We start from the raw sequence: 20,704 nt of genomic DNA, 5'->3' as shown, positions 1-20,704 counted from the left end.
GATCGTTTTTGCAATTCGAATCCAAGGGTAGGTAGGGGAAATATGGCCATTATTGGTATCGACTTGGGAACCACTAATAGTGCTTGCGGGGTACTGACCGACGAGGGGGTAAAACTAATCCCCAACCGTTTGGGTGAAATTTTGACCCCGTCAGTTGTGGGGCTTGATGATTCTGGCACATTGCTAGTCGGCAAAACGGCTAAAGAACGTCTTATTAATCACAGTAGTACCACTGTGGCTGCGTTTAAGCGTTTAATGGGCACTGACCACAAAGTTTCCCTGGGGAAACAGAAATTTAGTGCAACAGAACTCTCCTCATTAATTTTACGTGCGCTCAAAGAAGATGCAGAAACTTTTCTTGGTGAAGAGGTAACCGAGGCGGTAATCAGTGTCCCAGCTTATTTTAATGATAATCAGCGCCATGCCACCAAGTTGGCAGGAGAGCTTGCGGGATTAAAAGTAGAACGGCTAATTAACGAGCCAACTTCGGCTGCCATTGCTTACGGTTTACATGACAAGCGCGAAGGGAACTTCCTTATTTTAGATCTTGGGGGTGGCACCTTCGATGTTTCCATCCTGGAATTTTTTGATGGCATTATGGAAGTTCATGCCAGTGCCGGAGACAACTTCCTCGGTGGAGAGGATTTCGTTGAGGCAATGATCGATGATGTCCTGGCTGAGTTTGATATTAAGAAAGAGGCTTTAAGCCCTCGCGATTTGCAAAACTTATATATGCAAATGGAAAGCGCCAAACGTCGAGTTAGCCAGCAGCCTGAGCAAAAACTTGAATTACAACTTGATGGGCGCTCCCTGCAGTTCCAGGTGACCCCAGAGTGGTTTGAAAAACTCAGCACCCCCCTGTTGTTAAGAGCGAAACGGCCAATTGAGCGGGCAATGCGCGATGCAGATTTGCCCCCACAGAAAATTGATGAAGTGGTATTGGTTGGCGGTTCTACACGCATGGCCCAGTTTCGTTCAATGGTTGGTCGAATGTTTGGCCGTCTGCCAGCCTGTCATTTGGATCCGGACACTGTCGTTGCGATGGGAGCAGCTATTCAGGCTGGCTTAAAAGAAAAGAACTCGGCACTGGATGATATTGTCCTGACTGATGTATGTCCTTATACCCTGGGAACTGGTGTTATTAATGAAGATAATCCACAGCTCGGTGCTTACTTTATGCCTATTATTGAGCGCAATACCGTTGTGCCAGTTAGTGTTGTAAGGCGGGTTTGGACTGCTCTGGATAATCAGACGCAGTTGTGTGTCGATGTATACCAGGGAGAAAATCGCCTGGTGAAAAAGAACGTTTACTTAGGTGAGCTAACAGTTCCTGTGCCTAAGAAAGCAAAGGGTGAGGAAGCGGCTGACATTCGTTACACCTACGATATGAATGGGCTTCTGGAGGTGGACGTTACTGTTGTCTCAACAGGGAAAAATTTCAATAAATTAATTGAATTCACACCGGGCGCTCTTACCGAAGTACAAAAAGCTGAAGCTTTGGAGAAATTGACAAAGTTAAAGTTCCACCCAAGGGAAGATGAAAAAAACCAGGCAATTATCGCTCGTGGCGAACGTTTATATGAGTCGAGCCTGGGGGAGCAGCGGGAGTATATCGCCAGACTGCTGGCTTCGTTTGATAGTGTGCTTGAGCGACAAAACCCTACAGAAATCACCAAAGCGCGCACAGAAGTCGGTGAAATTCTGGATCGGTTGGATAGCGAGGACTGGATTTAATGAACCCTTGGGCAGTCCTCGACATTACCCCTGTCAATGATGCCAGGGCTATCAAGCGTGCCTACGCAAAAAAGTTGAAGCAAACACGCCCAGATGAAAAACCTGAGGAGTTTCAGGTTTTGCACTCTGCGTATAGGCAGGCATTGCAGCTTGCTGAACAGTTGCAGGAAGAGGAAGAAGCCGATGTAGAATTGGAGAGTAGTAATCTCGGCCTCTCATCCAGCGAATTATCATCTGAATCACTCCCTCTTGAAGCGGAAGATCCTATCGTTTCCACCGCTAGGGTAGATCAGGCTGAAGATGATACAAACGATACCTTAGCGGTAGAAAAAGCCGAAAGCCTTTCAAAGCCGGAGCCTTCGGTATCAATTGAAGAGAAAGAGGGGGGGAGGACTGAATCAAGTGTTCAAAGCGAAGCAGCTATACCTATCTCGGAAGAGCAAGCGGTATCGAAACAGGAAAGAGACTTGCGGATTGAGGAATATCGGCGTGTCCTCAAACAGGTAGACGTAATTCTTAGCAGTGATGCCGAGCTTAACGATGAGCGAAGATGGTATTTTCTCGGCAAGAGTTCGCATATGCTGGATGAGGAGTACAACTGGAACTTGGGGCTCTCAATCTTTGATCGTTTTGCCCGATTGAATCAGTCCGGTCAAGAAAAGGAGGAGGAAAAAAAGCCCAAAAGGATGGTTTCCGTAAACGTCCTACAGTACTGCGATAGTTTGTTTGATTGGAGGGGAAACGCACCCTACCTATACCAATCGTTGGATGAAAAACTATGCGATAGCTTGTTCGGAATCATGGAAAATCATGAGTCTGAGATCGATCCACTACAGGGGCTTCGCGGAGGGCGCGAAGTCATAAGGGCCAATAGTGAGGAGTTGGTCGAGAACTACGAGCAGTATTATTTTGGCCATTTATTGGCCAGAGGTATAGCTGTTGTTCTGGATCTATTACTGCTTTATGTTGTTATTGGCTTTCCAACTTCAATTGTTTTTATGGCCGCTCTCGATAGACCCGAAAGTGAGGCAACTCTTCAGGCAGGCGGAATTTGTATTATTGCGTACTTGTTCTTTACTTGGATATTGGACAGTTCTAGATTCCAGGGTACTCCGGGTAAATACTTAATGGGGTATCGCGTTACTAACCGTAATTTCAAGCGCATTGGATATGGGCATGGTTTATGGCGGGTTGTTAGTTTTGTTTTATGTTTGGCGCTTGGGAAGATCGGTTGGTTTATCAACTGTTTTCTCGGGGGCAACTTGATTCATGACCGGCTTAGCAGGAGCCATGTAGTTAATATGCGTAAAACCCGAGAGGAGTATTTGCGTCGCTAGACTAATACTTAGTTCAAGAGTGGGGGTTTACCCACTCTTTTCTTATATATTTACACTTCAGTCTGATTTATAAGCGCTTTGGACTTAAGATGATAAAATATGCTGATAAAGAGGTATTTGCTAATGGAGGTGGCGTCTATATCTACCAAAAGGTAAATGCAGACTAGCTATTGGTAATTGAGTCAAAGTGAAAAAGATTTATTTTTAATATACAAAAATAAAAAATCTCAGAATGCAATTACAGAAATGTTGGAGGTGGTCGTCGCCGATGATTCCGATATTGAAACGTACATTAAGGGTGGTAGTCCTTTTGAATATTATTTTAGTGACCATATGAGTGATGCTGTGAAGGGGCAATTTAAAAATGTATTCAAGGGCACTACTAAGGCGAGTAATTTGTTCGCACGTAATCCAGATTTATTTATATCTCATGGAATCACCTCACCACAACAGTTTGTGGATTTTGCCAACCAGGGGCAATTAAGAAATCATCCGACATTTATGGATTTTGTACATTAAGGTATATGCACTAGATGTTTATAAAGTTATCTGAAATAAAAAATGTTAGGAGAGGTTGTTCTTTGGTAGATGGAGTTTTAATCTATCAGTCAGAGAAAAAGGTAGTGCAATATGACTTGCAGAGTGAAAGTGTCATAAATGAGTTATCGGTTGCAGAAAATTTTAATAAATTTATACAAAAAGATAATTTGCTTGTCGGTATTTCATGCAGTGGGTATAAGTTTTTTGATGGTCAACTACTCGGAGTGAAATCAGTACCAGTTAAAAGTGGGATTGGTAATTTTAATCTTTACGCAGATAACTTCATTGTGGTGGCGACTGATTATGACTATTCTCTTTTTCAGGCGAAGGTTGGCATTCAGGATGTATATCGAGATAAGCTTCTCTGGGAGTCCAATTTTGGAGAGCTTATAGAGATTGAGTTAAACAAGGCCTTTACGGTATCGCGCAAAGGCGTTAGTAGGCGTGATCTAAAGACGGGTGAGGTTAAGTGGTCTGTAGACCTGGCTAGTGATAAACATCTTCCTAGGTTAATTGGGGCAAGTAGCGAAATTGTCATATTTGCCTTTAAGGCGGCTAACAAAGTAATTGCCTTTGATCTCGAAACAGGAAGTATTGAATGGAAGATAGATACTTTCTCGGGTGGGTTAAGGGTTGATGAAGATAAAGGAACCCTTCATCAAATGTTAACTAGTTACGCAGCTTTTGATTTGTTAAGTGGAAAGTTAAAGGATAATTATCAGGATAAGTCATATTTTGAATCAGTGTGCATACATTCACAAAGGGATGGTTATATCCTTGATGGTAATCATATAATTACAACAGATCGCAGGCTAGGGGCTATTGGTGCATTTAATATAGTTAGTCATAAGTTTGATTGGCTTTATAAAGAAGATGGAGTTAGTTTTCCAGGAGCTACTTCTATGATTTTTAGAGAGCCTTATTTGTTGGTTTATGATCATAGAGAATCTTTGCATATTTTCAAAAGAACGTAATTGTTGAAGTGTGGCTAGTAATTGTTAGGGATGAAACTTTGCCTGGGATTAGGTTAAATACGATTTTTCGATGAGTTTGGGAGATCCTGGGTATGCCCAGGCTCTCCATACACTGGTAACTCTGAAGAACAGATTAGGTGATTTTATTGTTGCCGGACCATAGAGAAATCTATACTCTCTGGCCTATTCGATAGGTAGAATGATTTTTGATTGGCCAATTGTTTACAGCTAAGGCTTTGATCATTAGTCAATTGTCTAATATAGGCTATTAGTTTTGTAATATCTCAGATCGATCTGTAGTGTGCCACTACAGCTGGGAAGGGTTATTTTCTTGTGCGTACGATTTTGTGAAGCAGTCTTTTGGGGGTTATTTCATTCTTAATCAATATTGTGTTACTAAAGGGTAAAATAAGTTTATTAGAAAGAATATTTTCTAGGTAGTACCTTAGCCTTAAAGACCTTTTCTATCCCTCGATCATAGCCTGGATTAACAACACTACCGTGATTCTCGTTATCAAATACACGTTTTCTTAGGGTAAGGCTATTGTAGTTACGGGACTTAAGTTTTTTTACTAGTTGAGAGAAGTCTTTTACTGCGCAAACTGAGTCGATTTCACTGCAAGTCTCCTCACCACCAATAAATAAATACACACTTTTTCCTAAATCGGCATTGCGTTCTGCATAGGCCAATTCACTATCTAAAATTTGCTTATCGGCCCACCAAATACTGGGGCTTCCAATGACATATCGGTCAAAGCTATTGGTGTGGTTAAAAAGTGCATGGAGAGCTAGAAGCCCACCCAGGGAATGGCCCACAAGGGTTTCGTCTTCTTCGTTACCTTTAAAATTATTATTGATAAAGGGTTTGAGTTCCTCTTCGATAAACTCAAGAAAGTGATCGGCGCCGCCACCTAGTTCAGCACCTTTGATCACACCAGGCATGGGGGTAAAATCCATTACTCGCTGGGCGAAATTCGGGCTGTCAAAAGCGTGGGAGATACCTACCAGAATTACAGGGGGCATTTTGACATTGCCAAACTCATCGGGAACCTGTTCCTGAAGAAGGTTAGGGGCTGTCATAGGGAAATGCAGAAAGCCATCGGTCATATAAATGACTGGATAGCGATCGGTGTTTTCCGGCGTGTACGAGAGAGGTAGCATTATGTCAATAACGTACTCACGCTCTAGTAAATCAGAGTAAAAGTTGTAGGACAGTATCCCCGGGCGGGTGAAAGTTGTGGGTTCGGCACTGCCGGCCACTGCCAGCTGGCAACAGGCACTAAGAATACCTATCACTAATAATCTAATTATTTTCATTGCTATCCCTGAGGGGCGCTGAAACCTTCTTGTTATCGCCCTATTTACTAGAGGTATCTATATATGCAAGCCTAACAGATAGGTAAAGGCAATCGCTAGCTGGGGAGGAGGTTACTGCCGCAGGAATCACTCTGTATAGCAAGTTATTGCTTAGGAAGTGGTCGTGATCAAAGAAATAGGGATATTGGAAATAAGAACTACGTTTACTGAGAAGAGGATGGACAGGAAGGGGATGTCCCCTCCCTGGTTTAGGCAATGACGTTTTTAGTGTTGTATAGGTGCTGGGCCATCCGCAGAGAGCCAACTTCACCGGATCTTCCCACCAGTTTTGGTGCAACGATATACCGTTCAATATTACTTTCTGAGACTTGGGGAAAGTAACCACCGGCTAAGGCTAGGAATTTTTGTCTTATGCGATTGAATAGGTGCGCCTGTATCATCACTCCACCCCCCAGTATGATCCGCTGTGGTGAGTAGCAGCTGGTAAGGTTGACACACATAGTGGCCAGGTACTCCGCCTCCAGGTCCCAGGCCGGGTGGTGTTGTTCGAGGTGTTGGCCACGCAGCCCCCAACGCTCCTCTATCGCAGGACCTGAGGCCAGTCCTTCAAGGCAGTTGTTATGAAATGGGCAGTTGCCTTTAAAAGAATCCTTTTGGCTGTCTCTAGGCATCAACATATGCCCAATTTCCGGGTGCATAGATCCATTGATGAGCTGCCCGTCGATCATAATGCCGGCGCCTATACCGGTACCGATGGTGACGTAGACAAAGTTCTTTACATCTGTAGCGGCGCCGCAGAGGTGCTCTCCAAGGGCGGCGCCATTAACATCTGTATCGAAAGCAACTGGTACCGACAGGGCTTGGCTGAAGTAGCCAGCCATATTGGTATTGGACCAGCCAGCTTTAGGTGTTTGGGTAATATAGCCATAGTAGGCGGATTCTGGGTCCAGGTTTACCGGACCAAAGCTGGCTATGCCCAGCGCAGAAACAGTGCCGTGGCGCTGACTGCTTTCGTGAAAAAACTGAGCGACCTTGGATAGCGTATGTTCTGGATCGGTGGTTGGGAAGCTGGCTCGCTCACGGATGTCATTAATCCCAGCAGCTACCACACAGTTAAATTTGGTACCACCGGCTTCAATTCCGCCGAGCAAGGTATCTACCGCATTGCCTTGCATTTCCATCCTAATCCGCTCCCCGGGTTACATAAGTTATTCGTATTATCAGTTGATGGTTGCTGAAATTACACTACTGATAGTTTATAGCTGGTTATATTGTTTCTGAAAGAAAAAAACCGAGCGCCGGTGGGGGCCAGACGCTCGGGGTTTGCAAAGCTATGGGCAGAACTGCAAACCACTTACTAGAGTAGGGAAGAACAACGATCAAAAAGCGTAATTGAAACTGACACTTGTGGAGCGGCCACTGATAGCCCGTCCGCGTACTATGTCTCCAACTTCTGCGTAAGACTCTTCAACTTCGGTAACAACAAATTCATCGGTGAGGTTGTTTACATTAAAGGAAACGGTAAGGTCTTCTGTTAGGTAATAAGAACCAAACAGATTGACCAGGACATAACCTTCCTGTTTCAACTGGTTGGAGTCAGAAACAAAATATTCTGTAGACCCTTGGAGGCTTGCACCAAATGTAAAGTCATCGCCAAAGTTATATTGCGGTGTAATCGTGTAAATGAAATCAGCTTGGCGGCGTGGCGTATTACCTACGACAGAACTGTCGTTGGCATCTTTTGAAATTTCGGCGTCGGTCCAGGTGAGGTTTCCATTTACGGAAAAGTCTCCATAACTGTAGGCTGCTTCCAGCTCGATTCCTTGGGCTTCATACTCGCGTACAAACGTTAATCCGCTAGTGATTTCTGCATTGGTCTCTTCAGTGACCGTATTGAAGTAAGTTGCAAAGAAATCCAGATCGCCGGTTGAGAGTTTGTATCCAATTTCCAGCTGGTCCACAGAGTCGAAGCCATCGGTGGTGTCGGTTAGGCTTCCGTCACTGTTGAGGGCGCCGCTAATTTGTAGAAGCCGATCGGCAATTGCTCGACCACCCTCGCTGTAGCGGGCAAAAATAGCCATGCTGTCGTTGAGAATATAATTTCCACCGAGAGAGAAAGAGGTGTTGTCTGCATCGTAGTCAACGAGCTGGGTGGATCCATTGGCCATTGTGATGACGCCGCCGGTGAATCCAAAAGCATCGGAAGCGCTAGCACTTTCCACGTCGCTGATAATACCATCGCCATTCAGATCGTAGTCTGTATCACCACCGCAGCAGCTGGAAACCAGGGAGCCTTTGGCATTGACCATATCGTGGCGGGCACTGACATCGAAGGTAAAGTCGCCGATGTCGATCGCCACATTCATATAGGGTGCATAAGTTTCATATTCCAGGTCCCAGGCCCAGGAAAGAAAGCTTGCAGACCAGACCCCATCATCTACCAGTACATCTCCATTGGCATTGGCAGTTATGGTGAGGTTTTCAGAATTGCTGCCGTCAACAGTTTGAATTAGGGCATTCCAACTGTTCCAGCTGGTTTTGATATTTTGGTTGGAGTAATAGAATCCACCGGAAACAACAATATTATCGCGAATTAATTTATCGACTTTAAAGTCGTTAACTATCAGACCCAAATCGTGTATTTCTGTATCAAAGAGCAGGTCGACATAGGCGAGGCCTTCGGCTTCTTCACCATTGGCATAAGTCACCGTTGTGCCGGCGCTACAGTCTATGGCCTCTCCGTTACTGCCTACGGCATTTGCACAAATGGTATCAGCCATATCCTGTGTGGATTGTGGTCCGTAATCGCCGAAAGTATCGGTAAAGGGGGAAATAAAGCTGCCGCTAACATCAGAAATTCTGAATTTGTCGGTAACAGTCCAGCCATCATTAAATTCGAATTTGGTTTCAAAGCCATAGGCTTCCACCAGTGATTCGATACCGTCGGATAAGTCGCGGGTTACCGGATTGCCGTAGGCATCAAAAGTGGAAATGTATCGATAATTATCGGAATGCAGGGTTTGGCTGCTGGCATCGAAGTTGGCAACCGTGCCGAATTCACCATCGCCTTTATAGGTTACAGGGCCAGGAAGATAAGTTGTTACCCGGTCATCGAGATGTTTGTAATAGAGGCGGACATAACCGTTATCAAACTCTTTGGTGAGGTTGGCCTTGAGTTGGCCGCCGGAATCCCCATCAAAGCCGGTCTCGCGGATGCCTTCCCCCTCTCTTAAAAATCCGCCGACATAGAATCGCAAAGAATCATTCAAGTGGTGGCCATAGCCAAAGTCCAGGCGGGATTCATCGTAGTCCGCACCAAACGAAAGTCCTACATTACCACCCTCTTCTTCGCCGGTATTGCTGATCATATTGATCACACCGCCAGGGGAATTGCTGGCAAAGGTGGAGGCAGAGCCGCCGCGTACGCTTTCTATACGTGCGAGAGAGGAGCCGGTGCGAACAAAGTTGTCAGTGTTACCGAAATTAATATCGCCGTATTCTAATACAGGCAATCCGTCTTCCTGGATTTGCATATATTTGGAGCCGCCAGTTGCCAGGGGAATACCTCTAACGGTGATATTTGCATTGCCGCCGCCACCGGAGGATTCCGCCCGAATACCGGGTAAGCTGCGGAACAGCTCTGCGGTAGAGCGCGGGGCGTACTTCGCCATTTCCTCAGTGTCCAGTGCGCTAACGGATACGCTGGATTCCATCTTGGTAACCGGTCGGGCGGTTGCGGTAACCATCACCTCTTCAATTTCCGGCATTTCCTCAGCTGTTGCCGGTACCGCAACGCTGGAGGCCATGGCAACTGCCAGGGCTATGGAGTGTGGTTTAAAGTGTTTCTGTGTCTCTGAACCTGCTTGGAAGCCCTCTGCAATCACGGCGCTCTCCTCAATCATCTCTTATGGTTATTAGATTTTTCACGGCCCGTTCTCTGCGGGCTCGAGACTCTCTTCCTGTTACCGCATGGGCGGGACCTCTCCCCGCGAACACATTTATTAAATCACCGTGATTTAATAAAGGCAATACGAAAATTTACGGAATTTACGCAGTGGAATCAGGAAATAGATAAGTAAACCAAGGGGAAGTAGTAATTTTCGCGGTATAGATCTTTGCTTTTTGTGACAGCGCTGCTTGTCTTTCTAAGTAGCACTGGTTGCGGGAGAAGGGGATACGGGGCAGTAGATGCTTCTGGTGAGCATCTACCTAAGGATTTGGTTGCGATTCCTGCCTGCTAGTCTTTGGCCAATTCCAATTGTCCATCGTCCATAAACTCGATGCGTTTGGGGTCGCAGATACCGCCGATAAAGTTGCCCTCGGCATCGTCCCTATTAAAAGCCAGCAGATACCAATGTTGGTCCGGCCCCTGGATAACCCGGCCGGAATAGAGTGATCCCTGCTGGTCTGCGTCGATAAAGCCATCTCCAACCACTTCGTATGGGCCATTCAGATCATCGGCGATAAAATATTTTGTGCCAGTCAGTGGTGTACTCTGCATGGATTGTCGATGGGCAGCGCTGTGGAACTTTGTCGATACTGAGCAGAATAAGTAGTAGCGGCCATGGATATATTCAATTTGCGGTACTTCCATTTCGCCATACCAGCCGGGAGCCAGTACCGGTTGCCCCACTTTCCAGTGAATTAAGTCCGTTGAACTGGCATAGCCAACTGCGCCACGCCCATCTGGGCTGCCCTGGTTACAGCGCGCAGTGACATACATATGGTAGAGATTCTGCGAGGGGTCCTTAACGATCCATGGGTCACGCCAGGATGCATCGTGCCAATACTCAAGGTTCAGGCCATCGTAGAAATTGGGATCTAATTCCACCAGAGGGTTGTTGGGGTGTTTTTCCCAGTGTAATAAGTCCTTGGAAGTTGCCAGGCAGACCCGCTGAACCAGGCCTTTCTCCGAATATTTAGTACCGGTATAAAACATATACCAGGTATCGCCTTCTCTGTGTACACAGCCGGTCCAGGTAGTGTAAGAGTCTGCAGCTTCCTCACTGGCGGTTGCAGTTCGAGGTGAGGGTTTTAATGCATCCTGGAGCGTTGTCCAATGAATAAGGTCCGTAGAAACGGCATGGCCGACAGATACATTCCAATGGCGCAGCTCAGGATCGCCCAGTGATTTATCGGCTTGAAGGTAAAATACATGGTACTGGTCGCCGTCCTGCGCGAACCAAAAATCCCATACCCATTTATTATCGAGATTAAATGCCATGATATTTACCTCATTAGTGCTGATTGGAAATTTGCCGGTGAATTATTGCTTTGATTATTCTTAGGGAGCCCAGAGTTATTTTTATGCTTTTCTGGGGTTCCAATTAAGGCGCAATCAGGTAGATATTCTTCCTGGTATACCGCCCTTTAATAGAACTGTTTTATCCGGTGCAAAAATTGAGTAAAAAGGCAGAATCGCACCGCCTGTGGCGATGGCGTCGACTCCAATTTTTCCACTGACAATTTTGGGCGCAAATACACCTGAAGGTGCCACCTGCTTTATCCTGCGAGAGATCATTTCGACCAGTTCGTCTAATAAAAAGCGGGGTAAATGCGCATCGACAATAATAGCCTCCAGGTCCAGTACGCTGATTGCCGATAGAAATGCATAAACCAGCGCATCTGCACAGTCGTCCAGCCACTCCTGGATCTGAGGGCGGGCCTGGTCCATTACCGTTTCAAGTTCGGAAGTGCTGGTAATTTCGATGCCGCACTCTCGTAAATGTCTGCGCAGCCCAAATAGTGAAGCGCGATTGAGGAGTAGCTCAAATGCTCCTTGATTTTCAGGGGTGCTGCTAAGTTTTGAGCGGGGTACTGGCAGGGAAACCAGGTTGCCCGCATTGCCATGGACGCCGGTTTCCAGACTGCCATTTAATACCAGGCCTCCACCGATAAAGGTCCCGATATAAACGTAGAGAAAATTGGATATGTCTTGGCCATTGCCAAACTGCAATTCGGCAACAGCAGCAGCGGAACAGTCGTTCTCGAAGAAGACCGGCAGATGTGTGCGCTGAGCAACTTCTTCAGCAAAATTAATTTCCTGCCACTGGGCGGCAAGTTCTTCACTCATATTGAGCTCTTCGGTCCAGGCGCCGATAAACCAGGGCATAGCGATACCCACGCCCACTAGTTTCCCTCTGTCCTTAGCGGGTAGGGTATCAGTAAGTGCCTGGAGGCCCGATTCAATTTTTGCCAATAAAAATTCGGGCTCCGGGAATTCAAACTCGTGGCAAATTTTCTTTAGTACTGTGCCACCAAAATCCATTAGTAGCAGCTCGATATTGCGCCGTCCCACCTTGATGCCGACAGAGTAAGCACCAGTAGGGTTAATAACGTACATAATCGAGGGTTGGCCTTTGCCGCCCAGTCGGCGTCCCTCTCGCATCACCAGCCCTGCGTTTTCCAAATCATCGACAATCCGGGTAACCGCCTGCGCGGTGAGGTCAGTTTGGCGCGCTAGGTCGGACTTGGAGGCTGCGCCAGTCTTCCGCAAGGTCGTGAGCACCACTCGCTCGTTATAGCGGCGTAAACCACTGGAATTGCTACCTTTACCCATCCGTGCCCCCTGAGATGAAACGTGATCTGATCCGGCCACCGATTGTCCGGTTCTATTGTTAAAAGTGTAACTTTAAAGCCTTTGCTTAGTCTATTGGCTTCGTTGGTACTAAGATCTGAGTTTATATAACTTATTGATTGATATGGCTTTTTTTGTTTATTGAAGCTTGGCTTTACTTAATTAAATCACTGTGATTTAATTTTTGTCCAAGTTCAAGCAAATCATTCTAAAAATACGCTGCTAGCAGTGAACGAGGAAGTTATGCCGGTCGATTTTGGTCTTCACCCAGTCGATGCGACCATTCTGGTCGTCTATTTTGTTTTCACTATCGCCCTTGGGCTCTTCCTAAGTCGCCGCCACGATACTGCAGAGGACTACTTCCTGGCTGGGAGGAAAATGGTATGGCCCTTGATTGGCTTATCCCTGTTCGCTTCCAATATATCGAGTACCACTTTGATCGGCTTAGCCGGAGATGCTTACAGCACTGGCATAGCGGTCTTCAACTATGAGTGGATGGCGGCGGTTATCCTGGTTTTCTTTGCCGTTTTCTATCTGCCGACAATTCTTCGCTCGCGCATTTACACGATGCCGGAAATGCTTGAGCGTCGCTTTAACAGCACCGCGCGCACTTATTTTTCGGGATTGACTATTTTCCTGAATATTGTGGTTGATACTGCAGGTAGCCTCTATGCAGGGGCCCTGGTAATGAAATTGATATTTCCTGAATTACCAATTTGGACCACGATTTCAATTTTGGCGGTGATCGCGGGTATCTACACCATCTGTGGAGGTTTGGCTGCGGTTATTTATACCGACACCATTCAGGCGCTGCTGCTGATATTTGGTTCAATCCTGATCAGTATTTTTGCCCTGGATCGCGCAGGAGGTTGGGAAAATGTTGTATCCCAGGTCTCGGCGGAACAATTGAGTCTGATACGGCCCATCGGTGATTCGAGTGTGCCCTGGTTGGGGCTAATTACGGGAGTCACTTTGCTGGGTTTTTATTTCTGGTGTACTAACCAATTTATGGTGCAAAGGGTACTCAGTGCAAAAGATGTTAATCACGGCCGCTGGGGAGCCTTATTTGCCGGTCTGCTCAAACTTCCCGTGCTGTTTATCATGGTTCTGCCTGGCACTATGGCGATTGTTATTTTCCCCGAGCTAGAGCGCGCAGATATGGTTTATCCAACTCTGCTATTTGAGCTGTTGCCTGTTGGTATCCTGGGGCTAGTATTGGCTGGTTTTGTTGCTGCACTAATGTCGCAAATTGATTCCACGCTTAATTCAGCTTCCACGCTGGTGACCATGGACTTTGTGCGGAAGTTTTTTCCGGGCCTAAACCAGCACCAGTTAATGCGTGTAGGTCAGCTGGTTACCTTTATCTTTATGATACTTGCCGTACTTTGGGCACCACAGATTGAGAGTTTTGGTTCCTTATTTCAGTATCTGCAGAAGGTACTTTCCTATGCAGTTCCCCCTGTACTGGCACTTTTCCTGATCGGATTCTTTTGGCGTGGTGCTAACTCCAAGGGAGCTATAGCTACTTTGCTATTAGGTACCTTGGGCGGTGTTGGCCTCTTTTTTGTCAATGAAGTCTTCGACTGGACAAACTTACATTTCCTCTATATTGCTCCAATTTTGTTTGTCTTCTGTTCACTGGTATTGGTGATTACCAGCCTGCTTAATCCAACTGAGATTAGCGAAGAAGCCAAGTCTTTCACTTGGTCTAAAAGCGATTTTGACACTGAGACTGTATCCCTAAAAGCACAGCCATTATGGCAGAACTATCGAGTTCTATCCGTGCTACTGCTTGTCGCTACTGCGTTGGTGGTGGGCTCGTTCTGGTAGCGCGAAGTCAGATTACTTCTATTTTTCACCCCACAGGATGGAAAACTTAAACAATAAAGGCAATACAGGAGGGTTGGACACGGACGAAGTTGACAAAAGGTTGTACTCAGATAGTTGTATCCGTTTAAAAGAATAATCTTATAAAGAAGGTGTTGACTATGAAGTATTTCGTCACAGCGATGTTAGGTTTATTGGCTTCTGTGCAGATTAGTGCAACAGAAAATATTTTGGATCAGTACTTTAATACATCAGATAATGGTGGGACCCTAAGGTACGATACAATATTTCAGTATGGTAAGAGTGGGAATGGTAGCGATTTCGATATGTGTGATAGCTATGTTACCACCCGAATCCCTGGAGACAAGATCACCGCTATAACCAGTTTTAGCGGTGATGAGAGAATCAAAGGGTTAAAACTCGAATACTTATATGCAGGAGATGAGGAGGTTGGCAAAACCACAATCTCCGGGTATCGAAAGTTGCTTGGTGCTACCGAATATATTCAGGGTTGGCGCTTCTATAAAAAGCGCGATGGCAATATTTCCAGGATTCGAGTCTACTTGAAAGACATGGCTGATAACTCAACCCGTGATATTACCTTTGGAGGTAATAATGGCTGGTATAAGTGGGAGGAATACCATCTAAGTATTGGAACCCGGTCAGTAGTTGGATTTGCTGGTACTGCGAGTGATAGTAAAGTTTGGAGTATTTACCCTTGCGTTGCGGATCGTTTGGAATTGGTGGAATCTGGCGTAGAGATTCACTGGGATCAGATTGTGGAAACCCCCAACAATACCAGGACATTCTTTGGTGAGAGATTACTTGAAAACTCTGGCAGTATTGCCCAAAACGACAGTACAGAAGTCTGGTATACCGACGGGAAGAGTGAAACAGATACCTGGACTAATACTATGGGTATTTCGGTTACTGCTGGAGTTAGCTTGACCGAGGGTTACAAGGTCGGTGTTCCCGGCGCTGTTGAAAATAGTGGCTCCATTACATTCAGTTTTTCTGAGACTTTTAGTGTTTCAACGACCGTTGGGGAAACATCGACCAAAAGCAACCAGGAAACTGTTAAAGATGCCATGCCATCTAATGTACCCGCCTATGGATTGATGATGGCGCGGATGATGGTGGAAAATAGCGAGGTTGAAGTTCCCTATACCACAACGGTCATGAATCCCCATAATGGTGATGAGTTCGAGTTGTCAGGAGTTATCAAAGGTTCCAGCTATTCCAATGCGCGGAAACGCTGGGATGAAGTGGGGCGGGCCTATCCGACTCGTTATGAGATATACCAGAGTTATGCTTGGGTGATCGAGTACTATGGGTTGGAAAATGCAAGTTTGATAGATGATCCGGATGTTTTCTAGATTGATATTGATAAGAATTGACTGGCCCAAATTATAAAGGGCCAGTCAATCATATGAGATTTGGCTACTCATCATGAAACCGGATTGAGCCTAAGCGAATCCTGTCATCTTCACATCCGTAGTAACTGAACTTTACAGTTTTCTGGGACATATATGCGGAAAGCAGAAAAGATACTTTGGTGTTGTATATGGCAGAGTCGTCATTGATAAGAAAAAAGGTGTTCTTGCTCACGCAGCTCACCTCTGTCTCTGGATTGACAAATCCTCTAAGTCTGACATCTACACCATTCGAGTGTACTTTTAAGTAGTAAATTTGCGCCTTCTCTGTCCAAGCGGCATCGCTGATAAGTGGCAGTGTAAATGGGATACTCAAAAGTAAATATATTAGAGACTTCATCCTTGATTCCTTACCAATTTATAAGTGGTAATTCAACCTTTGCTCTCCATGTTGGTTAACTACATCCTATAAAACTATAGCAAATAAAGTCACTTGAATAAGTGGCGCACTGCGTCGCAAAGTACTTTTCGGAGTAGGTATTAACGCCCATTCTGGCACAAAAATAATGCTTCCAGTTTGGGCGTGAATAAATTGAGGTCAAATGAGAGATATCACGCAGTAGAGGCTTCCGGCAGTTTCAACTCACTCTTTTGGGTAGTGTCAGACGTATGAGAGCTAAACAGCTTCTGTGATAGTAAAGCAGACATAAATGCCAAGACAAATAAGGCGCTAAACACCATTCCGCCGGTAATAACCGCAGCTAGACCGCGATAGATAGCTGCGCTACTTCCGGGGTTAAGTACTAAAGGGATATTGCCAAAGATACAGGTAATTGTTGTAAGCATAATGGGGCGGACACGCAAGCTGGCAGCCATATATATCGCCTCTAATTGATTGGCTCCGTTTTGCAATGACTTATGAAATTGGTTGACTAGTAGTATCGCATTATTAACTACCAGTCCCATTAAGATTACAAAGCCGATCATGGTTATTACATCCAGGCTTTGGGGAGTAAATAGATTTAAAACTTGTAAGCTTATCATTCCGCCAGCGAATGATAAGGGTACAGCACAGAGTACTGCTGCTGCTAACTTTGCGGACCTTTGGGCGAAATACAATAATAAGGCCAATACTGCAATAGCGGCTGCAAAAATCTTTAGAAACTCACTGAGGAACAGGTTGAGTTCATTGGCGCTACCTCTAAACTGTGTATGAAGATCATTGTAGGAACTTGCTGATAAAAACTCTTTCACAGATTGATCAACATCCTCGACAAAAGACTTCATAGCAACGCCTTCGGGAGGAGTTAAGCTTATTGATGCACTCACTTCCTGGCCGACACGAAGTATACTAGCTGGCGCTTGAGTGATTTTGGCATCGGTCAATTCACGTAGAGGTATAAAGCCGTGACTGTCAATCAGTATCTCTGTATTTAGGAGCGTCTCAAGATTTTGTGGTTCTCTTGCTTTAAGGTAAAAAGGAAGAGTGTTGGTTCCCGTATAGAAGTGCCCAATATATATTCCGTCGGTTAAAGCCATCAGATGATGATTTAATTCCGATATCGTAATACCTAAACGAGCTAATTGTACTAGCTTGGGTTGAAATTCAATACGAATCGCTCTATTTTGAAGTGCGCTACCCTCTTGAATTTGTGCTTCTGGAAACTCTAAGCGTAAATGGCTCATCAGCTCACTCCCGGCCATCTGTAGTCGAGATAGCTCTGCCCCTTTGATATCTAACTGGCTAATACGGTTGTTGGGTAGGGCAAACCTTAGTAAACCACCTTGTCTGAAATGTATTCGAGTCCCGATTAGTCCAAAGAGAGCTTTTTCATTTAGCCAACTCTTTAGTTCTTCAAAATCCCAGTCCCCTTTTGTGTATAGATAGAGATTGCAATTATTTGGGTTGCAAATTATTCCATAGGTTGAAACTTGTTTCTCTATTTCTTCTCTATTGGCTGTGATTCTATTTACGACCCGTTCCCCAATTTCATTTCTTATGGTCTCTGTGGATAAAGGACTTTCAAAGTTGATATAAACAGAGACCATATTTTGTTTGGGGTCTGGGAGGACATCAATGTCAGGGCTAGAAAAGGAAGTGGTAATGAGTGCGACAGGTAATCCTAACAAAATCACAGTGGAAGCTAGCTTAGGGTTGCTTGCAGAACGGATAGAAAGCTTCACCCACCATTCAAGCACTTTATTGATTTTGATACTGCTGGATCCCTCCTCAGCAATTGCTGCTTTTCCAAGTAAATGTCTGGCCAATGAGGGTAGTATTAGTAGAGCAAACAATAGTGATGCTAATAATGCGCTTGAAATTGTGAAGGCCAGGTCCTGAAAAAGCTGCCCTGTTGCTGACTGCATGGCAATAATGGGCAGGAATACGATAACACTGGATATTGTAGATGAAACTAATGGGCCCGAAACTTCTTTGGTTCCCCGCGTGATACTTTCCTGAATATTTATACCCTGCTTGCGCAGTCTTTGAATATTTTCTACGACAATAATTGCTGCATCGACCATTAACCCGATAGAAAGTGCAATCCCTGCAAGTGAAACTACGTTCATACTTCTATTTCCAAGATACATTCCCAGAACTACCAGAGAGATACAAATGGGGATACTTAGAAATATTAGGGTTAGAGTTCTGGGGTTACGTAAAAACCAATAAATAACCAGGCAGGCGAGTAGTGATCCCAGCAGGAGGCTTCCGTATACCAGGCTGAGGGAATTCCGAATACCCGTGGAGTCATCCCGGCTTATGGCGAGCTTCATCCCCAGTCGATTTAACTCTCCGTCATTTAGTTCTTCTATTGTTGATTTGAGCTGGGCGATGGTTTCTAGAACATTGACATTTTCGGTAGGGCGTAGGTAGAAGTATAGAGATCTATTGCCTTCAAGGGCAAAATATAACCAATCTGAAGCTACACGCTCTTTTACCGAAGCAATATCCGAGAGTTGAATGATTTGGCTTTCTCGTGTTGCGATAGGTAGCGTTGAAAGTTCCTCTAGTGGGATCTGCCCCTTAAAATGAAGGGCATAATCTTTTGATCCAATTTTTAGATTTCCTCCCGAACGATCCGTTAGATTGTTTAGATTTTCGGTTATCTCACTAATGGTTAAAGAGTACCGAGTCATCTTTTCCGGATCGAACTCAATATCGACCCTTTGGGCAGTGGGTGTGCCGGCCTCTTCAATAGACTGTACACCAGGAACTTTGCTAAAGGCTGGCTTTACATGATTTATAAACGCGCCGATTAATTCAAGTTCGCTAGCTGGCTTCTCAGAATATAGGAAAAAGGATCCAAGCGTAGCCCCTGCACCATTTGCAAAATTGAATACATCCGGTTTGCGAACTTGTGTTGGCCAATTGGGTACTTGGTTGATTTTGGAGAGGACCTCAATATACATTTTCTCCATATTTGCCTCCGAATGGAAGTCAATTACGGTCCAAGCCCAGCTACTATTAACATTAGTTTGCAATTCTTTGAGGTGGCTTAGGCTGGAGAGCTCCTGTTCTAGCGGAGCAATTAGTATTTGTTCTATTTCTTCTGCGGTCTTTCCTGGCCAGGAGGTTGCGAGTGCAATTTGTGGACGATTAATGGATGGAAGTAGGGCGTTTGGTAAATTTATCCCGGCTATAACCCCGGCTATTATTAGGGTAAAGGTACAACAGATGATAATTGAGCTGTATTTCTCCAGGGACTTCATGTGTTTTCCCTCTTTGTTGGAGTAACGGCTTCATTGAGTTGTAACCCTTCGTGACCTAGTACAATCAAAAGATCGCCAGGAGCAATGCTTGAACGTACGACAAAGTAATTATCGAGAGTATCTATTATTTGCACCCTGGTACTAACTGCTCTTTGACCGTTGTCTAGAGTCCAAACCTTATATTGTCGCCCATTCTCAAGAATTACGGCGTCACTAGGAATTCTAGTAATGTATTCTTGCTCGCTATGACCCGCGAAAGGGGTAAACATAGTTATTTCAAATCGCTGCCCAACCAGTAAGGATTTGAATTTTTGTCTGTTTACTTTAAAGTAGAGATTAAAGTTCTGTGTTTCTGGGTTTACTATATGGCTGATATTTCTGAGTTCAATATCTTGCTCCTCAATTTTGAAGGTGCTATTGCTTAGCAGGCTTTCTTTATTTATGTGTTCTTCAGGGAGACTACATTCAATTTGGTTTTCAGTTAGTGGGAGTAACTGCATAATTCTTTGTCCTGGATTGAGGTTTTCTCCAGGATTAGCTTCTATGCTTAAAACTTGACTATCGGTTTTTGCATAGTGTAGTAGTCGTTTAGAACGATATTCAGCTGTATTTAGTTGTTGTTCGAGTCTTTGCCTGGTTAATTGATAGGTGTCCACATTGAGCTTAAGGTTATTTAAATGAGACTGAGAAACCATGTCGGCGGAGCGAAGTTTCTCCAGTCTACCTAGTTCTTCTTCTGCATAGTTAAGCTGGCTTTGTGTTAATTCAATATCGGTGCGAATGATCTTCATTTGCTGGGAGAGATAAAAGTCATCCTGGGCTGCTACTAGTTCACCAGCTTTGATAATGGAGCCAACAGGCTTTATTTCTATAAGTTCAGCATCTGAGTGACTAGATATTTGATGTAGGGCAGGGGATGATACAGAGCAAAATAACTTTGTTCTAATAGCTTGCTCCCAGGGTTGCGCTGCTTCTACTAGTACTGTGCGGCTATCGTTGGCAAGGCTATTGGAGCCAATAATTAACAGAATAGGTGGGATGCTACCCATAAAGAGCTTTTTAATTTTACTGTTTCTCATCCTGAGGCTCTGGTCGGTTTTATTTCTGAGTTAATTGCTTAAGCGCGGTAATTAGTATTTAAAATTAAAGAGACTGAAGTGCCTTTAGTATTATATTTGACTAAAAGGTATTTGGATGAGCTATTTGCTGCAATCTCGGTGCGGTAAGATGAAATCTACAAGGGGTGAGTTGTTCACGTTCAGAATTTTATAAAATGTCAACTTTCACAATGGATGTCTTTGGCGCCAAAAA

Annotated in this window: 14 protein-coding genes; 6 read left to right on the top strand and 8 right to left on the bottom strand. The window is 44.8% G+C overall.

The genetic code is table 11. The features are described 5' to 3' along the window. Positions 1 to 42 precede the first annotated feature (42 nt). From ACJJIR_RS14550 to ACJJIR_RS14535, 4 genes are all read left to right on the top strand, one after another. Positions 43 to 1,734, top strand: coding sequence for an Hsp70 family protein (locus ACJJIR_RS14550; protein WP_444905888.1), 1,692 nt, complete (start codon positions 43 to 45; stop codon positions 1,732 to 1,734). After that, positions 1,734 to 3,071 (top strand): RDD family protein, encoded by a 1,338-nt coding sequence (locus ACJJIR_RS14545; protein WP_444905887.1) that lies wholly within the window; start codon positions 1,734 to 1,736, stop codon positions 3,069 to 3,071. The genes ACJJIR_RS14550 and ACJJIR_RS14545 overlap by 1 nt, the downstream gene beginning before the upstream one ends. 177 nt (positions 3,072 to 3,248) lie before the next feature. Next, on the top strand, positions 3,249 to 3,590 hold the full coding sequence (locus ACJJIR_RS14540; RefSeq protein ID WP_444905886.1) for a hypothetical protein: 342 nt from the start codon (positions 3,249 to 3,251) through the stop codon (positions 3,588 to 3,590). Between the two features lie 14 nt (positions 3,591 to 3,604). Continuing rightward, positions 3,605 to 4,585 carry a PQQ-binding-like beta-propeller repeat protein gene (locus ACJJIR_RS14535; RefSeq protein ID WP_444905885.1) on the top strand — a complete coding sequence of 327 codons (981 nt, stop codon included), beginning with the start codon at positions 3,605 to 3,607 and terminating at the stop codon, positions 4,583 to 4,585. Positions 4,586 to 5,002: 417 nt separating this feature from the next. On the opposite strand, the gene ACJJIR_RS14530 is transcribed toward ACJJIR_RS14535, so the two are convergent. The 5 genes from ACJJIR_RS14530 to ACJJIR_RS14510 all read right to left on the bottom strand — a co-directional run bounded on the left by ACJJIR_RS14530 (position 5,003) and on the right by ACJJIR_RS14510 (position 12,461). Next, the gene (locus ACJJIR_RS14530) at positions 5,003 to 5,902 is read right to left on the bottom strand and encodes an alpha/beta hydrolase (protein ID WP_444905884.1); all 900 of its coding nucleotides are present in this window, start codon (positions 5,900 to 5,902) and stop codon (positions 5,003 to 5,005) included. A 248-nt stretch (positions 5,903 to 6,150) separates the two neighbouring features. Further along, positions 6,151 to 7,083: an ROK family protein gene (locus ACJJIR_RS14525; RefSeq protein ID WP_444905883.1), complete on the bottom strand. Its 933-nt coding sequence runs from the start codon at positions 7,081 to 7,083 to the stop codon at positions 6,151 to 6,153. A gap of 198 nt (positions 7,084 to 7,281) precedes the next feature. Then, positions 7,282 to 9,786 carry a TonB-dependent receptor gene (locus tag ACJJIR_RS14520; protein WP_444905882.1) on the bottom strand — a complete coding sequence of 835 codons (2,505 nt, stop codon included), beginning with the start codon at positions 9,784 to 9,786 and terminating at the stop codon, positions 7,282 to 7,284. Positions 9,787 to 10,139: 353 nt separating this feature from the next. Then, positions 10,140 to 11,126 carry a glycoside hydrolase family protein gene (locus ACJJIR_RS14515; protein WP_444905881.1) on the bottom strand — a complete coding sequence of 329 codons (987 nt, stop codon included), beginning with the start codon at positions 11,124 to 11,126 and terminating at the stop codon, positions 10,140 to 10,142. Between the two features lie 114 nt (positions 11,127 to 11,240). Beyond that, positions 11,241 to 12,461, bottom strand: a complete 1,221-nt coding sequence (locus tag ACJJIR_RS14510) for an ROK family transcriptional regulator (protein WP_282933612.1) — start codon at positions 12,459 to 12,461, stop codon at positions 11,241 to 11,243. Positions 12,462 to 12,707: 246 nt separating this feature from the next. Between ACJJIR_RS14510 and ACJJIR_RS14505 the strand changes: the two genes are divergently transcribed. After that, positions 12,708 to 14,309: a sodium:solute symporter gene (locus tag ACJJIR_RS14505; protein ID WP_444905880.1), complete on the top strand. Its 1,602-nt coding sequence runs from the start codon at positions 12,708 to 12,710 to the stop codon at positions 14,307 to 14,309. A 158-nt stretch (positions 14,310 to 14,467) separates the two neighbouring features. Then, on the top strand, positions 14,468 to 15,682 hold the full coding sequence (locus ACJJIR_RS14500) for a hypothetical protein (RefSeq protein ID WP_444905879.1): 1,215 nt from the start codon (positions 14,468 to 14,470) through the stop codon (positions 15,680 to 15,682). A gap of 64 nt (positions 15,683 to 15,746) precedes the next feature. On the opposite strand, the gene ACJJIR_RS14495 is transcribed toward ACJJIR_RS14500, so the two are convergent. The 3 genes from ACJJIR_RS14495 to ACJJIR_RS14485 form a co-directional block, all read right to left on the bottom strand. Next, a complete protein-coding gene (locus ACJJIR_RS14495; protein WP_444905878.1) occupies positions 15,747 to 16,079 on the bottom strand; it encodes a hypothetical protein in 333 nt (110 codons plus the stop codon). Between the two features lie 212 nt (positions 16,080 to 16,291). Next, positions 16,292 to 19,393 (bottom strand): efflux RND transporter permease subunit, encoded by a 3,102-nt coding sequence (locus ACJJIR_RS14490; protein ID WP_444905877.1) that lies wholly within the window; start codon positions 19,391 to 19,393, stop codon positions 16,292 to 16,294. Continuing rightward, entirely contained in the window at positions 19,390 to 20,472 is a 1,083-nt protein-coding gene (locus ACJJIR_RS14485; RefSeq protein WP_444905876.1) for an efflux RND transporter periplasmic adaptor subunit, read from the bottom strand. Before ACJJIR_RS14485 ends, ACJJIR_RS14490 begins: the two co-directional genes overlap by 4 nt. Between the last annotated feature and the right edge of the window lie 232 nt (positions 20,473 to 20,704).

The organism is Microbulbifer maximicatervae (SeqCode) (assembly GCF_052467385.1).
Note: the sequence above shows the minus strand (reverse complement) of the source record. Positions and strands in the feature narration are given on the sequence as shown.